19 protein-coding genes are annotated in these 20262 nt (G+C 51.1%); 10 read left to right on the top strand and 9 right to left on the bottom strand.

The annotated features are described in order from the left end of the window. The first annotated feature begins 376 nt into the window (after positions 1-376). Complete coding sequence (locus tag SIB79_RS03125) at positions 377-709, top strand: RNA recognition motif domain-containing protein (RefSeq protein WP_063402892.1); 333 nt, start codon at positions 377-379, stop codon at positions 707-709. 54 nt (positions 710-763) lie between these two features. Here the strand turns inward: SIB79_RS03125 and SIB79_RS03130 are convergent, their stop codons facing one another. Continuing rightward, positions 764-964, bottom strand: a complete 201-nt coding sequence (locus SIB79_RS03130) for a hypothetical protein (protein WP_063402884.1) — start codon at positions 962-964, stop codon at positions 764-766. A 139-nt stretch (positions 965-1103) separates the two neighbouring features. Between SIB79_RS03130 and SIB79_RS03135 the strand changes: the two genes are divergently transcribed. Together SIB79_RS03135 and SIB79_RS03140 are read left to right on the top strand one after the other, a co-directional pair. After that, positions 1104-2906: an ABC transporter ATP-binding protein gene (locus SIB79_RS03135; protein ID WP_063402883.1), complete on the top strand. Its 1803-nt coding sequence runs from the start codon at positions 1104-1106 to the stop codon at positions 2904-2906. A 365-nt stretch (positions 2907-3271) separates the two neighbouring features. Then, on the top strand, positions 3272-4168 hold the full coding sequence (locus tag SIB79_RS03140; protein ID WP_063402882.1) for an LCP family protein: 897 nt from the start codon (positions 3272-3274) through the stop codon (positions 4166-4168). A gap of 205 nt (positions 4169-4373) precedes the next feature. Here SIB79_RS03140 and psbP read toward each other — a convergent pair whose 3' ends face one another. Beyond that, on the bottom strand, positions 4374-4928 hold the full coding sequence (gene psbP, locus SIB79_RS03145; RefSeq protein ID WP_063402891.1) for a photosystem II reaction center PsbP: 555 nt from the start codon (positions 4926-4928) through the stop codon (positions 4374-4376). 137 nt (positions 4929-5065) lie between these two features. On the opposite strand from psbP, the gene recR reads away from it, so the two are divergent. Then, entirely contained in the window at positions 5066-5635 is a 570-nt protein-coding gene (gene recR, locus SIB79_RS03150) for a recombination mediator RecR (protein ID WP_011130449.1), read from the top strand. 4 nt (positions 5636-5639) lie between these two features. Beyond that, complete coding sequence (lipA, locus tag SIB79_RS03155; RefSeq protein ID WP_063402881.1) at positions 5640-6560, top strand: lipoyl synthase; 921 nt, start codon at positions 5640-5642, stop codon at positions 6558-6560. Here lipA and SIB79_RS03160 read toward each other — a convergent pair. After that, positions 6542-7081: a hypothetical protein gene (locus SIB79_RS03160; protein ID WP_063402880.1), complete on the bottom strand. Its 540-nt coding sequence runs from the start codon at positions 7079-7081 to the stop codon at positions 6542-6544. The two genes, lipA and SIB79_RS03160, sit on opposite strands and share 19 nt — an antisense overlap. An 866-nt stretch (positions 7082-7947) precedes the next feature. Continuing rightward, complete coding sequence (locus tag SIB79_RS03165; protein WP_063402890.1) at positions 7948-8952, bottom strand: ribose-phosphate pyrophosphokinase; 1005 nt, start codon at positions 8950-8952, stop codon at positions 7948-7950. An 86-nt stretch (positions 8953-9038) separates the two neighbouring features. Here SIB79_RS03165 and SIB79_RS03170 point away from each other — a divergent pair, with 86 nt between their 5' ends. Next, positions 9039-9575: a hypothetical protein gene (locus tag SIB79_RS03170; RefSeq protein ID WP_063402879.1), complete on the top strand. Its 537-nt coding sequence runs from the start codon at positions 9039-9041 to the stop codon at positions 9573-9575. 10 nt (positions 9576-9585) lie between these two features. Here the strand turns inward: SIB79_RS03170 and SIB79_RS03175 are convergent, their stop codons facing one another. Beyond that, positions 9586-10563 (bottom strand): LCP family protein, encoded by a 978-nt coding sequence (locus tag SIB79_RS03175; protein WP_063402878.1) that lies wholly within the window; start codon positions 10561-10563, stop codon positions 9586-9588. 221 nt (positions 10564-10784) lie between these two features. Between SIB79_RS03175 and malQ the strand changes: the two genes are divergently transcribed. Further along, positions 10785-12350: a 4-alpha-glucanotransferase gene (gene malQ, locus SIB79_RS03180; protein WP_063402877.1), complete on the top strand. Its 1566-nt coding sequence runs from the start codon at positions 10785-10787 to the stop codon at positions 12348-12350. On the opposite strand, the gene SIB79_RS03185 is transcribed toward malQ, so the two are convergent. Beyond that, positions 12272-13201: a helix-turn-helix domain-containing protein gene (locus SIB79_RS03185; protein ID WP_063402876.1), complete on the bottom strand. Its 930-nt coding sequence runs from the start codon at positions 13199-13201 to the stop codon at positions 12272-12274. The two genes, malQ and SIB79_RS03185, sit on opposite strands and share 79 nt — an antisense overlap. Before the next feature lie 33 nt (positions 13202-13234). Next, complete coding sequence (locus tag SIB79_RS03190; RefSeq protein ID WP_063402889.1) at positions 13235-13969, bottom strand: pseudouridine synthase; 735 nt, start codon at positions 13967-13969, stop codon at positions 13235-13237. 315 nt (positions 13970-14284) lie between these two features. On the opposite strand from SIB79_RS03190, the gene SIB79_RS03195 reads away from it, so the two are divergent. Continuing rightward, positions 14285-15247 carry an RpoD/SigA family RNA polymerase sigma factor gene (locus tag SIB79_RS03195; RefSeq protein ID WP_413681136.1) on the top strand — a complete coding sequence of 321 codons (963 nt, stop codon included), beginning with the start codon at positions 14285-14287 and terminating at the stop codon, positions 15245-15247. A gap of 282 nt (positions 15248-15529) precedes the next feature. Here SIB79_RS03195 and SIB79_RS03200 read toward each other — a convergent pair whose 3' ends face one another. After that, on the bottom strand, positions 15530-17176 hold the full coding sequence (locus SIB79_RS03200) for an ABC1 kinase family protein (protein ID WP_063403155.1): 1647 nt from the start codon (positions 17174-17176) through the stop codon (positions 15530-15532). 101 nt (positions 17177-17277) lie between these two features. On the opposite strand from SIB79_RS03200, the gene SIB79_RS03205 reads away from it, so the two are divergent. Continuing rightward, positions 17278-18678, top strand: coding sequence for a lysine decarboxylase (locus SIB79_RS03205; protein ID WP_063403156.1), 1401 nt, complete (start codon positions 17278-17280; stop codon positions 18676-18678). Positions 18679-18697: 19 nt separating this feature from the next. Continuing rightward, positions 18698-19612, top strand: coding sequence for a phosphatidate cytidylyltransferase (locus SIB79_RS03210; protein WP_063403221.1), 915 nt, complete (start codon positions 18698-18700; stop codon positions 19610-19612). A 5-nt stretch (positions 19613-19617) separates the two neighbouring features. On the opposite strand, the gene SIB79_RS03215 is transcribed toward SIB79_RS03210, so the two are convergent. Then, entirely contained in the window at positions 19618-20262 is a 645-nt protein-coding gene (locus SIB79_RS03215; RefSeq protein WP_063403157.1) for a DUF2993 domain-containing protein, read from the bottom strand.

Raw genomic sequence — 20262 nt, forward strand, 5'->3', positions numbered from 1 at the left:
ATCAATTCGAACGCTACTTCTTCAATAGTTCTGTTCTGCTCATAAGAATGTTAGGCCGATTCTGATGATTCCCTTGGTTCAGCACACCATCGCAGCTGCAACCAAGATTGAGAAGAAGGACAATCCACTCTAGAGCTCGTGATTGGCCACTCTTGACAATCGCCTGTTTTTGTCGCCAGACAACAGCTTGTTTGTATGTCTTATGGCTTTTTGAGAGCTTCTGACTCGCTCCCCTGTAACTTAGGTGAGCATCAGCATCAGCTCACCGGCCCCAAACGGCTCGCTCCCTAGGCTTCGGCTTTCCAGCTCCAGCATTCAAGGACTTTCCTTTTCGGACCAAGGCTTCACTGATCAAATCCCATCGGTCCTTTTAGGAATGACCATTTACATAGGCAACCTCTCTTTCCAGGCGGAACAGGAGGACTTGCTCGACCTGTTCAGCCAATACGGCGAAGTCAAGACATGCAGCCTCCCTCTCGATCGAGAGACGGGGCGCAAGCGTGGTTTTGCCTTCGTTGAGATGACAAACGATGCCGACGAACAAAAAGCGATTGACGATCTTCAGGACGTTGAATGGATGGGGCGAATGATTCGCGTGAATAAAGCAACACCACGTGAACGCACAGGTGGCGGTGGCCGTGGTGGCTACGGCGGTGGCGGTGGCGGTGGCGGTGGCTACGGCGGTGGCGGTGGCGGCAACCGCTGGTAAATCAGTAGCCTTAGCCCTTTCAATAAGGCCACCCTGTGGGTGGCCTTATTCCTCTTAATAAGTTTCTTCTGGATCGATTAATTCGAGCATTAGATCCTTTTGCCAAGCCCGTTGGTGGAGCTCTTCGCGGTGGTTAACCGCTTCATTGCCAGAACGAATGTCGTCTTGCAGATTTGGAACCGCTGCTCGAAGGCTGAGCCTGCGTTTCTTTGCGGTGAAGCGATGGAATCGATTGAACGCTCTCGAACGGGTCATCGAACCTCCTTCAAGTCTTTAAGTTCTACCCCCTTTCAGGCCAAATGAACAGTTCAGACGGGATTGCTCAGCAAGGTTTCAGCTCAATGCTTTGATCCGAAACCTTGTAGCGCTTGAATGAAGGTAGTGCCCAAGTTTTATGGATTCTCGCGTTCGGCGCACTGCAAGTCCCCTGAGAAGGCTGCTCAGCAGCCTTAAGCCTCATCGGCGCCTGATTCTTGCGGCAACCACTTGCTCCATTCTCAACAAACTGTTTGATCTTGCCCCGCCGGTACTCATCGGTTTGGCCATTGACGTCGTCGTACACGAACAGACTTCCTGGTTGGCCAATCTTGGCTTTAGCACTGTCCCTAGCCAATTGGGATTTCTTGCGTTGCTCTCCTTTCTGATCTGGAGTGCTGAATCCTTCTTTGAATATCTTTATGGCGTGTTGTGGCGCAATCTTGCCCAGACAACTCAACACAATCTTCGCCTGAAGGCCTATAACCACCTCCAGAATTTGGAGATGGCGTTTTTCGAGGCAGATAGCAGTGGGCGGCTGATGGCTGTTCTTAATGACGACATCAACCAATTAGAACGATTTCTCGACTACGGGGCCAATCAGATCTTGCAGTTGATTACAACTGTGCTGTTGGTAGGTGGGGCGATGGTCTTCGTCGCTCCAGGTGTTGCCTTGTTCGCCTTTTTGCCTATCCCAGTGATCTTATGGGGATCAATTCAATTTCAGCGGCGGTTGGCTCCGCGTTACCGCGAGGTCAGAGATAAAGCTGGTGAGCTGGCTGCTCATCTCAGCAACAACCTCGGCGGGATGTTCACAATCAAGAGTTTCGCTACAGAAGCCTGGGAACTAGAGCAAATTCGCTATCGCAGTGAGGCCTATCGCTGCAGCAATAAGCAGGCAATCAAACTTTCAGCAGCCTTCATTCCTCTGATTCGCTTTGCCATTTTGTTTGCCTTTTTGGCCATCTTGGTGATCGGAGGCCTTCAGGCATGGAAGGGGCAAATGGCTGTTGGGCTTTACAGCGTGCTCGTTTTTATTACACAACGCTTGCTGTGGCCTCTTACAACCCTTGGCCGCACACTTGACGAATATCAGCGTTCAATGGCCTCCACCAATCGTGTGCTGGATTTGATCGATACTCCGATTACCATCGTTGAAGGATCACAGCCGTTGATAACAGCACGAGTGCGGGGCGCTTTGTGCTTTGAGGATGTGGGCTTCCATTACCAAGGCCGTGCTCCTCTTCTAACTCACTTCAATCTTGATATTCCCGCTGGCTGCACGATCGGAATTGTAGGAGCTACAGGGTCAGGAAAAAGCACCCTGGTGAAACTCTTGCTGAGGCTTTATCCACTCAGCTCTGGACGGATTCTTCTGGATGGACAGCCGATTGACATGCTCAAGTTAAGGGATCTACGTCGTTCAATCGCACTGGTCAGTCAAGAAGTTTATTTATTTCATGGAACAGTTTCTGAAAACATTGCTTATGGCAGTCCTGAGACAACTCAGAAAATAATTGATGATGCGGCAGATTTGGCTGAAGCCTCAGAGTTTATTAAAGCCCTCCCGCATGGTTTCAATACGTTGGTGGGTGAACGTGGGCAACGTCTTTCTGGTGGACAGCGTCAACGAATTGCCTTGGCTAGGGCAATTCTCAAGCAGGCACCGATTCTGATCTTGGATGAGGCCACCGCTGCCGTTGATAATGAGACAGAAGCAGCGATTCAACGTTCTTTGATGCATATCACCAAAAACCGAACCACTGTTGTGATTGCTCATCGTCTCAGTACTGTGAGGCATGCAGATCAGATTATTGTTTTGGATCAAGGTAATATTGTTGAGCAAGGTACTCACGATTCACTTTTGAAGCAATCAGGTATCTATAGGGATCTCTGGCGAGTTCAGGCTGGGTTGCGTGCTGATGAATTGCTGTTGGCCTGAATCAACCCTTGTCGAGTCTTTGGTTTATCATATTTGTGAGATGTCTTCTGATTAGCACAATGTCTACATGGCACGATTATTTCGTTGTTAATTAACTACAATATGGCTCATTTGGTTGTCTTGTCGATACAGGTTGCCAAAAAGAGCTTTGATTTTTTGTAAGTCTTCGCTTCTGCTGCTGAGAAATAAAAGCAGCATCTTCTTTGTACTGACTAAAGATCTTGAAGCAAGCAACAGCTGGCAATTCAAATTGAGCTTATGATTAACTCTAGCTGTTCAACACAATTGAGCATTGGCTAGATTGTTGTTTAAAGCCGCAGGCTACTTTTATTAGAGAAAAATCTAAAGGGCTCTAAGATGGTGATATGACTCCCAAGCATCAAGGCAGTTCTGGTTGGCGTTCAATGACCACTGCCATTGGCGTGGGGCTGATCGCAGGCCTGTTCCTTTCAATTCCACTCAGTCGATCACTCACGCAAAAGACTGCAGGCACAACCACTCCTCTTTTCCCGATTAGCAATCCCTTCAATGCCTGGCAGGGCTTTGGTAATCGTGATGTGGTGGTGCTCGGCATGGATGCAGGGCTTGGTAACACTGATGTGATCTTCACAATTCGAGTTACGGGGGGCGAAACAAGAATCACCCAGATTCCACGTGATAGTTATATCAATTCGCGTAGTTTTGGGCCAATGAAAGTTAATGCTTTGTATGCATATGGTGGTATCGAGGCGGTAAAAAGTGAGTTAACTCGGCTGATGCATCGTCCCATTAGTCATCATATCCTTGTTAATCTTGAAGGAATCAGAACTATTGCAGACTTATTGGGAGGCATTGAGGTTGATGTGCCCAAGCGTCTTTATTACCAAGATCAATCCCAGGGTCTTTATATTGATCTTCAAGCTGGCCCTCAGGTCTTGAAAGGTAAAGATCTCGAGGGGTTTTTGCGTTGGCGCCATGATGGTGAAGGCGACTTAGGTCGCCTAGGTCGTCAACAACTAGTCCTCAAGAGCCTCTTTAGTAAGCTCACTCGAGCTGAGAATCTTATTCGACTGCCAGCATTGATAAGTGCTGCAGGCCGTAACATCAAGACAGATATGGGGCCTTTGGAGCTTGGAGGCTTAATGACAGCAATGGGTACTACTGAACTTGAAACAACGCGGCTAGCAGCTACGCCATTCTTTAGTAATGGCATCAGTTACCTAGATACTGAATGGCCAGATGCTGCGGAAGCCAATGGCTCACTTTACCGATTTCTATTTTAAATCGATCGGTGGCAGATCAAAACTGAATCATTCCTTTCTCCTTGAGCTCTTAATGGGAAATTTGATATGAAGTGTTTGTTCAACTTCAACTCCATGATAGGCAAGAAATAGCAATAAAGACTAGAAGTTGGCTTTTGTATCCAATTTATTGGCCTTGAACAATAAACTATTGCTGTTATGTGTTTTCTTTTGCGGCCTTTAATGATCAGATTAAGAATGTAAATGATGTGATTACCTCTTCGAACAGCCCCTTGACTTTATTCCATCTAAACTCGTTAGTGCTTGCTGCTAATGTATATAAACGCCCCCGATCAACGACCACTGTTGCTAGCTCATGGCGTTCTCGATCTTCAAGATGAACGATATACTCCAAATCGTAAAAGATGTGTCCTCCTGCTTCACGCTGATTGGCGTCTACTAACTCAGCCTCTCGCCCACTGCCTTGAGGTGCAATCACTTCACGGCTTAAACGTTCCCCAATTGCGATTGGACTCCCTAGGGCTTGCAGATCTCCCTTTTCGTCAACTTTCGAAACAGCCAAACTTAGTGTTTCGTCGCTGTTGATTAAGTCGTGAAATACCACCTGAGGCCCTCCATTCATGCTCACACGGCTCCATCCATTGGGATAAAGGAATGCATAACGACCATCTGGGCTCTGGAAGGAGTTCATGCCTGCATATGAACCACTGCAGGCAGCGAGCAACATCACAAGCGCACAAGCGAAACCCACACGTGAAATGGTTCGCACAAGTTCAAGCATTGGAACAGAACCGGACTTGCTGACCATTCTGCCGGCGTACGGTCTTGGCTTGATCAACAATTGCCACCTGGTGAACTGCCAAGATTCTCAGTATCTGCGGCGGACCCCTGAGCGGCTTTACTCGACCCCTGGCTCGCTTGATCGACCAGTTCGAGCGTCTGCCTGGGATTGGGCCACGAACGGCCCAGAGACTTGCCCTGCATCTGTTGAGACAACCAGAAGATCAAATCCGCGCTTTTGCTGATGCACTCCTCGCGGCCCGTTCTCAAGTGGGTCAATGTCAGACCTGTTTTCATCTCAGCGCGGAGCCTCTTTGCGACATTTGCCGTGATGGCAAGCGATGCGATCAATTGCTTTGTGTGGTGGCTGATTCGCGAGATCTGTTAGCTCTTGAAAGAACCAGGGAATATAAGGGCCGTTACCACGTCCTCGGCGGACTGATCTCACCAATGGATGGTATCGGGCCGGACATGCTGCAGATCCCCAGCTTGATTCAACGCGTTGATCGTGATGGCATTAGCGAGGTCATTCTCGCTCTCACTCCCAGTGTGGAAGGTGACACCACTAGCCTTTACCTGGCACGGTTATTAAAGCCGTTTACTCAAGTGAGTCGAATCGCCTACGGCCTTCCTGTTGGTAGTGAATTGGAGTATGCCGACGAAGTCACCCTGACTCGTGCGCTTGAAGGGCGTCGAGCGATGCAATAAAGCAATGTCTTCCACCCATCGTCCAACCCAATACAGCACCATTTTGCCTGGGGAGCGCCTTCCGGAATGGTTGCGGCGCCCCATCGGCAGCGTCTCCCAATTGGAGCAGATGCAGCAGCTGGTGAAGGGGAATCAGCTTCACACCATTTGTGAGGAAGGGCGTTGTCCCAATCGCGGCGAGTGTTACGCAGCCGGCACAGCAACTTTTCTCCTAGGCGGATCGATCTGTACGCGTAGTTGTGCTTTTTGCCAGGTCATGAAAGGCCAATCTCCTCAGGCAATCGATCCACTCGAAGCAGAGCGAGTTGCAGATGCGGTGCAGCAGATGGGTCTTCGTTATGTGGTTCTTACTTCAGTAGCAAGGGATGATTTGCCCGACCATGGTGTCAGTGTTTTTACTGAGACCATGGCGGCCATTCGCCAGCGCAATCCTCTTATTGAGATAGAAGTGCTGACGCCGGATTTTTGGGGCGGAGTCGCTGATCTGGCCAAGGCATTAGAGGCCCAGAGAGAACGACTCACGCAGTTGCTCATGGCTGCACCAGTTTGTTTCAACCACAACCTCGAAACCGTTGCAAGGCTTCAGAGCAAGGTTCGACGGGGAGCTACCTATCACCATTCTCTCAATCTGCTGGCTGCAGCGCGGGAACTTGCCCCCAACATCCCTACCAAATCAGGCTTGATGTTGGGACTAGGAGAAGAGCAAGAAGAGGTTGTTCAGACTCTTGAGGATCTCCGTTCTGTTGACTGTCAACGGGTCACATTGGGTCAGTATCTGCGCCCTTCATTGGCACATATTCCGGTGCATCGTTATTGGCATCCTGAGGATTTCAAGAACTTGGCTGAAGTTGCTCGCAAGCTTGGATTTGCTCAGGTGCGTAGTGGGCCTCTAGTGCGAAGTAGTTATCACGCTGGTGAAGAATGACCTCTGTGATCCAATCCCTGGCAGGTTTGCCAACGACGCTGATTACGCTCCAGCACCTCACTGCAGCTTCCAACCATTAACGCTCCGGCTCCCCCCCAGATCATCCTGAGTGGGAAATCCATTGGGGCTGCTCCTAGCTCTCGGATAGTAAGAAATCCACGTTGCCGGAAATAACGAATTAAACGATGGTGCTGGCGCCCTTCATCACAAATTGCCAGTAGTCGAGCCTGTTTACAAGGAGTTGCTTCAAGTGCCCAGGTCATGGTGCCCACCCAGATGAGATCCCCTACTCCGGCGGGTGCTTCAGGATGAACACGCATTGTGTCGAGCTGTAATCCCTTCTCGCCTGAATAGGCCCAAGCCTTCATCTCACCCCAAAGTTGTATACGTTCCTGATCGAGAGCTTGTGCGACGACTAATTTTAAGGACCAGAGATTGAGTGGTCTTCTCACCTGCAGCCTCAAGAGCAGGCCGGCATCAGAGGCCTGCTTTTCTAACTCAATTAGACTTAGTTGAGTCATGGCAAGGGAATGAGAGTGACAAGTTTTTGACGAGTCAAGTCAATACAGCCTAGTTACGAATGGCAAGCTGATCACAGTAATCGTAGAATTCAAGATGAAATTCAGCTTCTACTCTCTGCTGCCTGTCTGTGTTAATTGGCGGACTTTTTCCGGCAGAAGTTGATTTGGTGGTTCTTGACGATAGTATGTCTAAGTTCAGAATAATAGAGCAGCATTTAACTGCAATATATGCTCAGAGCCATCATCTTCTCAAATTAAGCTAACGCTCTATATATGCAATGTCAGCATAGAATTTTGCCAAATAACAGATTGGCATGAACATGGAGTCTTGTTTTTGCTGATCTCGTTTTAGGCTTATTAGCTGTCTGTTGAAACTCTAAATACAAACGATCTTTTGCGAAAGGAATCAGATGTATTTAGGTCGGTGATGCAAGTCATCAAGGTTGCTTGAGTAATGAGCGTGAAACGGCAATGCTTAACGTTTTTATTGCGTGGCTATCACTAGTCAAGTCAAGCCAGTTTCTTTTGATGGCTTTGAGTTGCAGGTTGTGGAAACGAATAATCAGGCTGTTCTATAGTGATTATAGAAGGTTTCTCAAGAGTCTGTTTGAGTTTCTTCTTTCGCCACACTTTTATCGGTAAGCAAGGGCCTTGCGAATAGTTCTTATGGTCTTATCTAGTTGAAATGCCTGTGCCCTAATGATGAAGAATTTAAAGAGTAAGCAAGTTGGGATTAACTGTAAAGGCCTAGAGGCTTAAGGCTTATTGATTTTGCTTTTAGCTTGTATGTTAGTGCCTAAAAAATTGAGGAGCTGCTCTAAGAAGAGTCACCTCTGTTGCTTAGCCAGCTAATTTTAGACTTAACCTCAGGGTTTTCCTCTAAACATTGAGCTCACAGAGCTTTCCTCATGGATGCGCCAAATCGCTTCGCCAAGCATATTGGCCACTGAAAGTACCTGCAATTGAGGGAAGTGTCGTTCCGCAGCGATGGGAATGCTGTTGGTAACCAAGACTTGTTCGAATAATCCTTCTTCGGATAATCGTTCGCAGGCGGGGGGCGAAAACACGGCATGGGAGGCACAGGCAATCACCCGTTTAGCCCCTTGTTGTCGAAGAAGGCGAGCCCCTGAGCAAATGGTTCCCCCAGTGTCGATCATGTCGTCGATCAGGATGGCTGTTTTCCCAGCAACATCGCCGATCACTGTGAGACTTTCGGCAACGTTGTGACCTGATCGGCGCTTATCAATAATTGCCAGTGGCGCATCCCTCATTTGTTTCGCAAAGGCTCGGGCTCGTGCGACTCCTCCAACATCTGGAGACACCACCACGACTTCGTTTAGTTCTTGTGCTGCGAGGTAATCAACCAAGACTGGTGAGCCGTAGATGTGATCGCAAGGGATGTCAAAGTAGCCCTGGATTTGGGCGGAATGCAGATCCATGGCGAGGACTCTGTTCACGCCAGATTTCACCAGCAGGTTTGCTGTGAGCTTGGCAGTGATTGACTCGCGGCCAGCCGTTTTGCGGTCGGCTCTTGCATAGCCGTAATAGGGAACTACTGCAGTGATCTGCCTGGCAGAGGCGCGCTGACAGGCATCAACCATGATCAGCAGTTCCATCAAATTGTCGTTCACTGGCGCGCAGGTGGGCTGAATCAGGAAGACGTCACAACCTCGGATCGATTCCTGGATTTGTACATAGAGCTCACCATCTGCGAACCGTTTGCAGATCCTTGGACCATCGGGAACACCTAGGTAGGCCGCAATCTCTCTTGCAAGAGCTGGATTTGAGGTGCCGCTGAACAAGCGCAGACGCTGCATGTCATAGCTGATGCTCTCTTGTTCGGTACGGGCTGCGGTCAGAAAACTCGTCACGTCGCCAGCGAGCAATATCAGCTGTACTCCGATGCTAGTGGTGCAAAGGCTCTCATCTCAACTTCTTCTCTATGTAGGGTCGCCTGATGATTGCTCCCATCCCTTTTCTGGTTGGTGCAGGCCCCCTCCCTGATGTTCGGATGCGGTCTGGTTGCTTGCTTTTAGCTAGCGCTTGGGGCGTTGAGTTGAGCCATCATCGCTGTTCTGAAAATCCCCATCAGGTTCTTGGTTTGTTGCCTGCGGAGGGGGGAATGGTGCAACTGAGTGGTGATCCAGCCATGTTTCATCCAGATGGTGGTAGCTGGCTGGAGGCTCTGGGAGCATGGCGCCAGCCCACCATTTTGATGGTGTCGCCTTTGCCCTCTGGGGAGATTCCTGGAGTGGCACCTGCTTATGTAGCGCTCTGTGCGGCCCTCAATGTTCCTCTGATTGGGGTTCTGCAATTGGGTGGCCCATGGAACCTCAGCCTTCGCCGCTCGGATGGTTTGCCTTGGTTCGGTTTGCTTCCAGATGATCCCTCAGCTTTGTCAGCAGTCCCTAATGGGGGCGGCTTGCAGCAGGGGCCCTCTTTGGAGGAGGTCGTGGTGCAATTGCGTCGACGGCTGCTGCTGTCGTCCGATTGATGAGGCCCTGTTAGTTGCCCTGCGGCCAGAGCGGCATGGGGTGGCTTGCCTTGAGTTGCCGCAGGGTTTGTTCCCCGGCTCGTGGGGCTAAAGGTAATTCGCTGATGATTGGGAATTGATTGTTGCTAAGAGCCGCTGCCGTGAGGCTTAACAACTCACGAGGGGTTAAATCGGTTTGCACTTCTTTTGAAAACTCTTTCAGAAGTTTGGGGAGTTTTGCGAGGGTGTTTGGCTGTCGCAATTGTCTAGACAGACCGTTCAGGATCCATTGTTGCCTTTGACGCCGACCGCTTTCTTCTTCAGGACCAGCGCGGTAGCGAACCAGTTGTTCTACCTGGCCTCCATTGAGTCTCTGCCGTCCTGCTTGCAAGTCCACCGCATAGTTCTGGGTATTGTCTTGGTGTTTAAAAGGCGCGTTGAGGTTCACCTCCACATCTCCGAGCCCATCGACAAGGACTCTTAGAGCTTTGCGGGGGATCACCACAAAGCGGTGGGGTTGTCCTTTTCTAAGGCCGAGGATTTCCGTAATCACATCGGCGGTAAGGGCAATCCCCCCCCGCCCGTAACTTGACGCTAGTGGTTGCATCCCATTGCTTCCAGGCAGGGTCACAGCGAGTTCAATCGGCAGTTGAAGCACTTCAACAGGTTGCTTGGCCGCTACCTTCACGAGCATCAGGCTGTCTGCATTGGCTGAACCCATCGGTGCAGCTTGGTTTGTGAGATCGTTCAGTTGGTCCGAATCAATGCCCACTAACAAGATGATGATTGGTTGTTTGGGAAGCGGCGCTAGGGAGGTTGCTTTGTCCACTGATGGATCGCCTTTGGCGACTTGATCGGGCTTCGGCCAGAGCAGCCCCAGGGCCGTGCTTGCCAGCCAAAGACCACCCAGGGTCGCAGCCAGGCGTAGCAAGGTACGGCCTGGATATTTCCCCATCCAGTGACCCACGCTTGATGGCGTTGGCGTTCTGCCTGAATGTTGTGTAGGCATCAACCGTGTTGAGGACAGCGGCATCACAGTCTTGCTCAACTACAGCTCTTTAGGGTTAAAAGTCCAATGGCTTTTGGCCTAACCGAGACTTCTGACAAGGCATCTTGCGAGTATGTAACGACCCGGCCTAAGCCCTTCCAAGATTGATTGGGGCTAATGGCTGATCTAGATGCTGACTTCGATCAGATTCCACTGTTGTTTTTATTGTCTGGTGTTTTTTGATGGTTGAGGGCAGTTCAGCGTTAGTCCGCACGACCGGGGTGTTACTTCATCCCACAGCACTGCCTGTCAGTCCAGTTTGCGGCAGTTTCGGTGCCCCTTCAAGGGCTTGGTTGCAATCACTTGCTCGCCATGACATCGGTGTGTGGCAGTTGTTGCCTTTGGCTCCTCCTGATGCGACAGGGTCTCCCTACAGCTCCCCTTCAAGCTTTGCTCTGAACCCTTGGTTGCTTGATGCCGATGATCTTGTTGATGAGGATTTCCTGTCCGCATCCGTTCTGCGTGAGTTGCCAGGAACAGTTCCTATCCAGGAGCCTTGCGCCTCGGTTGATTTTGCTCTGGCTGACCTTCGCAGTCAGCGACTTGGCATAGCCTTAAGGGAGGCTTGGTCTGAGCAGGCTAGAGATCATCATCTTGCCTTTGAGAGTTGGTGTGGCAAGCAGTTCTGGCTTGAGGACCATGTTTTATTTATGGAGCTCCGTCGTCAGCATCAAGGCCTTCCTTGGTGGGAATGGCCGGCAGGCTTGGCAGCTCATCAACGTAGTGCCCTCAATGCCTGGAAAGGTCATCATCAGGAGGCTCTGCTTGAACATCGTTTGCTGCAATGGCAGCTTGATCGGCAGTGGCAAGCACTGAGACATCTAGCAGGCGAGCTTGGCGTTTTGTTGTTTGGTGATCTGCCTTTCTATGTTGCGCGCGATAGCGCTGACGTCTGGAGTCATCAGGGCCTGTTTTCGATTCTTCAAGGCGGGGAGCTTGAGATCCAAAGTGGTGTTCCCCCTGATTATTTCTCCAGTACAGGACAACTCTGGGGCACGCCTGTTTATCGCTGGTGGCGGCATCGCTTGAGTGGATTCCATTGGTGGCGTAGCCGCTTTGTGCGTCAATGGCAACAGGTGGATCTTTTGCGCCTCGACCATTTCAGGGCGCTTGCGTCTTATTGGGCAGTTCCTGGTTCCGATTCGACAGCTGAGCACGGGGAGTGGCGGTCTTCTCCAGGGGCCGCTCTATTGAAGCGGCTAAGGCGTGATGCTGGTGGCAGCTTGCCACTGGTTGCAGAAGATCTGGGAGTGATTACTGCTGATGTGGAAGCGCTACGAGACCAATTTGGTTTGCCTGGAATGAAAATTCTCCAGTTTGCTTTTGATGGCAATCCCAGTAATCCCTATCTACCTGAAAATATTCAGGGTCATCACTGGGTGGTTTATACAGGCACTCACGACAATCCAACGACGCTGGGTTGGTGGCAGCAGCTTGATCTCGAAGCCCGTGAGCGGGTCGCAGATCGATTGAAGGGTGCCGTTCATGCCCCTGGTTGGCAGTTGCTGGAGCTGGGCCTAGCGACAGAGGCGTGTTTAGTGATGACCCCAGTGCAGGATTTGCTTCATTTAGATGATGCAGCTCGTTTCAACACCCCTGGCACTGTCGAGGGAAATTGGTGTTGGCGGTTGTCTTGCTTTGATTCAGCTCTTGATGGAGCCCTGAGCGGCTATGGCGAGAGAGGAGCTGTCTGGGGACGTTCGCTTGAATCGGCAGCCGGTTTGCTGACGGCATCTGCGAGTAGGTAAATCCCAGGATGATTGGGTTCGGGAGTATGCGCCTGGCCCTTCCAAATGACGCTGTCCTCAGGAGCAGCTGGAGGCTTGATTTCTAGTAGGAGGGGTGGCCGCAATTGAAGAGTGAGTGTCCCCTGAGCTTCTCTGAGATTTGTGAGATCTTTTCCAGCGCTCTTGATTTTGAGCATACGTGGCTGACTGAGATTGATCTCCAGTAGACCTATCTCATCCTGAGCTTGGTGCTGGATAAGGGTTGCGTTGAGCCATTGTTCTGGAGATCGTTTTTGAGCTTCTTCCAGGGGTCTTAGGCCATCAAGGGCGGGGTTGGCTGTCTCGCTTGCGTGCTGATCATCAAGGGATTCAAGGCTGACTGTGATTGGCGAGAGTGTTTGACTGTTGAGTGCAGCAAGATGCTTTTGCTGGTGATTGAGGGCCAAGAGGCTGCTGAGCATGACCACGGCATAAATCACACTCCCTTGCCAGGTAGTGAAGACATCGATGCTGCCGGGGGTGAATCGCGTCAGGCCCCTGTTGGCATGAGTTTGGTTCCTGGCATTGCGTTCTGGCATGGCCCCGTTGAGGCTGCCTGGGGCTAGTTCAAGATGCTGCTCCAGCAGCGGCAGCATTGAGCACAGATAGGCTGGCTCTGGTAGTCGTTTGACCCACCCCCGTTCAATTGCTTCTAAAACGGGGGTCGTGATTCGTGTTTCTTCAGCTAAATCACGCAGGCTCATTCCACACTGTTCGCGACGCTCTCTGAGTTGTCGACCAGCTTCCAGTAATGAACTCTGGAATATCTGTTGTGGATCTTGTCTGGTTTCGACTTCAGATCTTGATTTTTGCCATGGAAGGTTTAGTCGCATCGGCGTTTCAATTGGATGGCTTTATCAAGCGCATCAACACATTGAGGGCTTGGTGATTTTCAGTAGGGGAGTCCATTCTCTCTCGTCAAGAGCGCGCCAGCACCCTTCTGGTAATGCGTCTAGGGCAACATTTGCAATCGCAGTGCGTTGAAGGTCTAATACAGGGTGACCTAGTTGTTCGGCTACGCGACGGATTTGCCGGTTGCGGCCTTCCCTTAGAACAATCTTCAAAAGGCTTTGGTTTGAGTGTGATTGCAAAAGCTCTAGTTCAGCGGGCAAGGTTGTTTTCCCATCAAGCATGACGCCATGTCGCCAGCTTGAGAGCACTAGGGCTGAGGGTTTGCCTTCCACCAAGACTTGGTAAGTCTTGTGATGTGCATAGCGTGGATGGGTCAATCGCAGCGTGAGCTCTCCTTGGTTGGTGATTAGCAGAGCTCCTCGGCTATCGGCATCAAGTCTGCCTACAGGATGAAGACCCTTGCATAGTTTGTCGGGCAGCATGCTGAAGACAGTCACTCGCCCGTGGGGATCATGACAACTAGTGATCACCCCCGCAGGTTTGTTGAACAGCAACACTCTTGTTTCGGTGTTGGAATTGAGCACACGCCCATCTACAGAGATCTTGTCAAGCTCTGGATCGGCCTTGTCGCCAAGCTTTGCAAGATGGCCATTCAACGTTACCCGCTCTTGCTGGAGGAGCTGCTCGGCATGGCGCCGGGAGCAGAGTCCTGACGCTGCAATCAGCTTTTGCAGTCTTTGTTGCTTCATGCCAATGTTGTCAGCATGGTTTTCAGCGGGCGCCGAGAACCAGCTGCACCATATCCATCTCCAAACATTTAATAGTTGGAAGAGTGTTTTGGAAGATGTGGTGAGGTTTTCGAGGGCATCATTATAGATAAGGCTTTGCAAGTGCTTGGCGCATCAAAAGACTGTCTCTATTGATGGCGCTTGAAGATAAAACGTTGATTCTCGATTTTAAAGCCTTCTTCATTTTGGCAATGGTGTGGAATTCGTCCGCAAGCCATTGATTTGCTCATGGCAAACGATGGTAAATTAGGAAACCTGGTTGTTTCGTTATTCAGTATGGCTCCCTTGGCGGTGCTTTCAGATGTCGACCTGGTGCGTTCGTACCTGCGCGATATCGGTCGAGTGCCGCTACTGAGCCATGAGCAGGAGATCACGCTGGGTCGTCAGGTGCAGGAGTTGATGTCTTTAGAGCAGCTTGAGTCTGAACTGGAAGGTCAAACAGGTGAGCCAGCGAGTCATAAAGAGCTAGCGAAGGCAGCTGGATTGACTGCGTTGCAGCTCAAGAAGAAGTTGCAGAGCGGACGACGTGCGAAGGAGCGGATGGTGTCTGCGAACCTGCGCTTAGTGGTGAGTGTTGCCAAGAAGTACACCAAACGGAATATGGAGCTGCTTGATTTGATCCAAGAGGGAACGATCGGCTTGGTGAGGGGAGTAGAGAAGTTCGACCCAACACGTGGCTACAAGTTTTCGACCTATGCGTATTGGTGGATTCGTCAGGGGATCACGCGTGCGATTGCGGAGAAGAGCCGAACGATCCGTCTGCCGATCCACATCACGGAGATGCTGAACAAGCTCAAGAAAGGCCAGCGAGAATTAAGTCAGGAGATGGGGCGCACGCCAACAGTGAGCGAACTTGCAGAGTTTGTGGAGTTGCCCGAGGAGGAGGTGAAGGATCTGATGTGCCGTGCCCGTCAGCCGATGAGTTTGGAGATGAAGGTGGGAGATGGGGATGAAACGGAGTTGCTTGAGTTGCTTGCCGGGGAAGAGGAGTTACCGAGTGAGAAGGTGGAAGTGGATTGCATGAAAGGCGATTTACGTACCTTGCTAGAAAAGTTGCCCGAGCTGCAGGGTCGTGTGCTGCGGATGCGTTATGGAATCGACGGAGGCGAGCCGATGAACCTCACCGGGATTGCTAAGACTTTAGGAATGAGTCGCGATCGAACACGCCGTCTGGAGAGGGAAGGCTTGGCGCTGATGCGAACCTCTTCGTTTGAACTTGAGGCTTATATGGCGGTTTGAAACTTGCTTTTTAGTTTTCTGAGAGTCGACAACCAAAGCTAAGCTTTAGGGATTATTCCTGGATTAATTTATCCCAACTCTCGTCCGTATCAGTTGCATATTCTCTTCCCTTTGTCATTGCCTGTTTAGCATGGTATGAGTATAACTTAGTTGGATTATTGCTAAATCTTCGTGCCAATCGATAGATAGCTATTGTGGAATCAGGGCATTAAAGAATGGCAGAGACTTTTATTTTGGAGTGGTTTCTTTTCCCCTAGCGATTGTTATTCTTCATCCCCATGTTTAGGTGGTTCGTGGAGTAAGGGTTTGCAACATGCCATTTGCGACCTTGCGAGGGCTGAAGGTTCGCCTTAGCAGGCTCATTAAGGCCTTGATATCAGATGCGCTTAAACGCTCGTCTTTGATCAATGTCATCAGTAGACGACTACGCAAAGTGGATCCATCTGGGCCAAGTAGCAGTTTTAGGCCTGCTCCTGCTACAGGGATTAGTTCTGCATCTGGTGCTACAGCGTCTTGGCTTATCACTTTCAGTAAACTTTCAATTCGCTCAAGGCGCAGGTGCCCATTATTATCAAAAATCACCTCCATCAGTTTCTCTCGCATCTCCATTGAGTCTCCTGCCAGTAGACGTTTGGCCACATATGGGTAGGCAATTGCGATGATCTTGAACTCTGGATCTAGCCTTAATGCAAGACCTTCTTGACTAACAACAGCTCGGATGATCAAGGCAAATCTCGCCGGGACTCTGAAGGGGTAATCGAACATCAGTTCTGAGAAACGATCGGTTATTGCCTTGAAGTTGAAGGACTCCACTGATTCACCAAGAGAGCCACCAAGTACTTCTTCTAGTGCCGGTATGATTGTCGTTAGATCACTTGTTAAACTAAGGAATCCCAGCTTTTGAAAGTCTTTAGCTAGAGCATTGAAATCGTTGTTGATTAGGTGAACTACTGCTCCAGTAAGAGTGAGACGATCGTCATCACTAATTGAATCCATCATGCCGAAATCGCAGTAGGCAAGATGACCCATCCTTTTGCTTTGACCACTGAGGGCAAAAATGTTGCCTGGGTGAGGATCAGCATGGAAATAGCCGAACTCAAAAAGTTGTTGAAGACCGCTGATGACGGCCGTCCTGATCAGTGCTGTTGGATTAAGAAGTTGGGCTTGTAACTCCTTGCGATCTCGTAGCTTCGTGCCCTCGATCCAGCTTGTGGTTAGTACACGGCGGGATGACAGCAATCTCTCCACCCTCGGGACCGTCACCGTTGGGTCTTTGGCGAAAAGAGCCGCAAATCGTTCAGCATTGTTAGCTTCTTGTTCGTAGTCAATCTCCTCAAATAGGCTGCGACCAAATTCATCAATGATGTTGCCTAGTCCAAAGCCCAAGTTGAGCGGGAGCACTGGTGCTGACAGCACGCCGAGAAGGCGGATGATGACGAGGTCGCGGCGCAAGATGAACGCCAGTTGAGGACGTTGTACTTTCACTGCTACCCATTGATTGCCGTGTAGGCGAGCTTTGTAGACCTGGCCAAGGCTGGCTGCAGCAATTGGTTGGTTAGGAAACTCTTCAAAGAGTTGACTAGCTGGAGCCCCAAGATCTTCTGCCAATGTGGCGAGGGCCGTGGCATGGTTGAAGGAGGGCAGATTGTCTTGAAGGCTGGTGAGTTCCTCGAGCCATTCACGCTTGATTAGGTCTGGTCGGGTGGAAAGGGCTTGGCCCACCTTGATAAAGCAAGGCCCGAGGTTGGTGAGGGTGATGAGCAGTTTTTTTGCGAGCCTTTTTTGTGCCTCTTCGTCGTTGTTAGAGCCCTGAGCCAGCACTCTCACCGACAGTGTGAGCAGTGAGGTGAGCACATGAATCAATCGAGGTATCCACACCCAGGGCCTGGCTAGTAACCAGAGCAGATCCTGATTGGCGTCGTAACGCATCGGGGCTTTGCGGGATGCTGAAGCGGACGATGGATTGGAGCTGTTCAACAGACCGCCTGGGCACGTTGATCATCAGACTTTAGAAACGGCGATTCACCTTCATGGGCTTTCTTCCCCTGCTGACTCGCGACCGTGGTCGCAGCTTGCATCTCCCCGCTCATGGTCGTGGGGCTGGCTTGCCTGATGATCTGCGTGCAATGTTGCGCCATCGAGCTGGCATCTGGGATCTGCCGGAACTTCCTGAGTTGGGTGGGCCATTGATGCAGCAGGGGGCAGTAGCAGAGAGTCAAAGGCAGGCAGCGATTGCTATCGGGGCTGAGCGGGGTTGGTATGGCGTCAATGGCGCGACAGGCCTCTTGCAGGCTGCTCTCTTGGCAATAGCAAGGCCTGGTCAGGCTGTGTTGATGCCTCGAAATGTCCATCGCAGCCTCATTCAGGCTTGTGTTTTGGGCGATCTCACGCCTGTCTTGTTTGACCTGCCTTTCATGGTTGATCGGGGTCATGTGTTTCCCCCTGATGGACCTTGGTTGAAGGACGTTTTGAATGAACTTCCTATCGCTGGTGTTGAGATCGCTGCAGCTGTGTTGGTGCATCCCACTTATCAGGGCTATGCGACGGATCTCAAGCCCATGGTTGTTGAGCTTCATTCTCGGGGTTGGCCGGTATTAGTGGATGAGGCTCATGGTGCTCATTTCGCTAGTCGGGTGGATGCATCTTTGCCTGATTCTGCGATCACAGCAGGTGCTGACTTAATCGTCCACTCATTGCACAAATCTGCTGCCGGTTTGACTCAGACGGCAGTGCTTTGGAGCCAAGGGGATCGCGTTGATCCCAAAGCTGTCGAGCGCAGTCTCGGCTGGTTGCAAACCACCAGTCCAAGCGCACTCTTGCTGGCTTCTTGTGAAGCGTCGCTGAGTGACTTGTGCAAGCCTGCAGGCTTGCACAAGCTGGGAACGCGCCTCAAGGATGCTCGCGAATTGGCGGTTCAACTTCGTCAGTTGGGATTGCCTTTGCTTGAAAACCAGGATCCCTTGCGGCTGATTTTGCACACCGCTGCAGAGGGTATCAGCGGACTTGAAGCAGATGCTTGGCTGATGGCCAGGGGGCTGGTGGGCGAACTTCCAGAACCAGGCTGCCTAACGTTCTGTCTTGGCTTGGCGCCCCAGCGTGGATTGGTCAGGCTGATGCATCGTTGCTGGCGGGGACTCCTTGAGGCCCAAGGTAAGGGCCTACCCTTGCCAGTTTTTACGCCCCCGCCACTGCCGCGCATTACAGCACCAGCAATGGCTTGTGGCTTGGCTTGGCGCGCTCAAAGTCGGAGAGTGTCGATTGCTGATGCGGTAGGGAGAGTCGCTGCGGAGTTAATCTGTCCTTATCCTCCAGGGATTCCCTTGCTAGTGCCGGGTGAGAAGCTGGATCACAGACGTGTGGACTGGCTTTTAGAGCAGCAGAACCTTTGGCCCGAGCAGATCGCTGGTACGGTAAAAGTTCTGGCCTTGTAAGACCATCAATGGTGTGGGCGTGAGAGCAGAGGCCTTTCGATGGAGATTGGTTGCAGCCGGATCTTCCAGCCAGCGGATTAGCAGTGGCCTGGCTGCCGGAGCTTTCGGTTTGGTGGTGGTTGCTTTAGGGGGTTGGTGGTTCACGGTTGGTTTGGGTGTGATCGTGCACCTTGCTTTGCTTGAGTTTTTCCGCATGGCGAAGTTCACCGGAATCAGGCCGGCGACGAAAACGACTCTTGTGGCCTGTCAGTTGTTGCTGATCAGTACACAGTGGGGTGTGGTTGGCGGGTTGCCATCTGATCTTGCTGCAGCAGTGCTGCCTCTCTCTGGAGCCGCCATTTGCGGTTGGTTGTTGCTTCAGCCGATCACCGGCTCCATTGCCGATATCGCCGCCTCGATCTTTGGGTTGTTTTACTTGGGTTTTTTACCCAGTCATTGGTTGCGATTGCGTAATTTGAGTGCTATCGATCTTGCTCCTGGGCTGGGTCAGCTTCCTGGCTGGTGTGCAGGCTGGTTGACTTCTGGGATGGCGATCACTTTGGTGGCTTGCCTGATGATCGTCGCTAGTGATATTGGCTCTTATGAATTGGGACGTCGTTTTGGACGCCTACCTTTATCGTCTATTTCGCCTGGCAAGACTGTGGAAGGTGCTGTCGGAGGCCTGTTTTGCGCAATGACTATAGGGGCAGTTGCCGGTGAGCTTTTGGCTTGGCCATTGGGGTTTTTGCTGGGCGTGCTGCTTGGAGTTTTGGTTGCATTATTTGCGCTGGTTGGAGACCTGATCGAGTCGATGATGAAACGAGATGCGGGTCTTAAGGATTCTGGTGATGCGCTGCCTGGTCATGGCGGCATCCTTGATCGCATTGATAGCTATCTCTTCACTCCTGCAGTGGTGTATTACGCAGTAACGCTGATCCTGCCTGTCATGAGTTAATGCGATCAGGGTGTTACTGATGCGCGACCCTTGAGGTGAAGTTGTCCACCGTTCAGAACGGCTTCTTCAATGTGAATAGCAGGGTCCATGGGTAGTGAAGCTTCTAGATCCACATCCTGGTGTCTAATCAGCACGGTTCCTTGATCCGCTCTGATTAGAAAACGTCGTCTTGCCGGTTCTTGTTGACCAATCACTGGAGCTTGTAATTCCAAGGTGTCGTTGTTGATTTGAAGTCCTCCAAGAGGCGTTATGCCAATGAGCTCTTCTGCTAGCCAATCGCCAAGCCATCTCCATGGATCTGATAGCAGGACCTGATTGAGGTCTTTGTCCGTGATTGATACAGTTCCCTGAAGATCGAAGCTTTGCTCGAGAGTCACAGCCTGGGCTGATTTGCCGAGGTTCATGTTCAGCCTGAGGGGGCCGCTTTTTAATTCGGCGTAATGCAATGGCAGGCCTTGAAAGATCACCTCCTTGGCCATGAGACTGACTCCTGAAAGACGACCTCTCAAGAGCTCCAGAGCAGATCCGTGCAGTTCCAGCTTCAGTTCACCAACGGCATCGCATTGTCGGCGGACCCAAATCTTTAGACCATTGGCGAGGAGTTGCAGTAAAGGCCCGCTACTGGTGGTGGTGGATGAAGGATCTCCCAT

Source organism: Prochlorococcus sp. MIT 1342 (genome assembly GCF_047304495.1).
GTDB lineage: Bacteria > Cyanobacteriota > Cyanobacteriia > PCC-6307 > Cyanobiaceae > Prochlorococcus > Prochlorococcus marinus_D.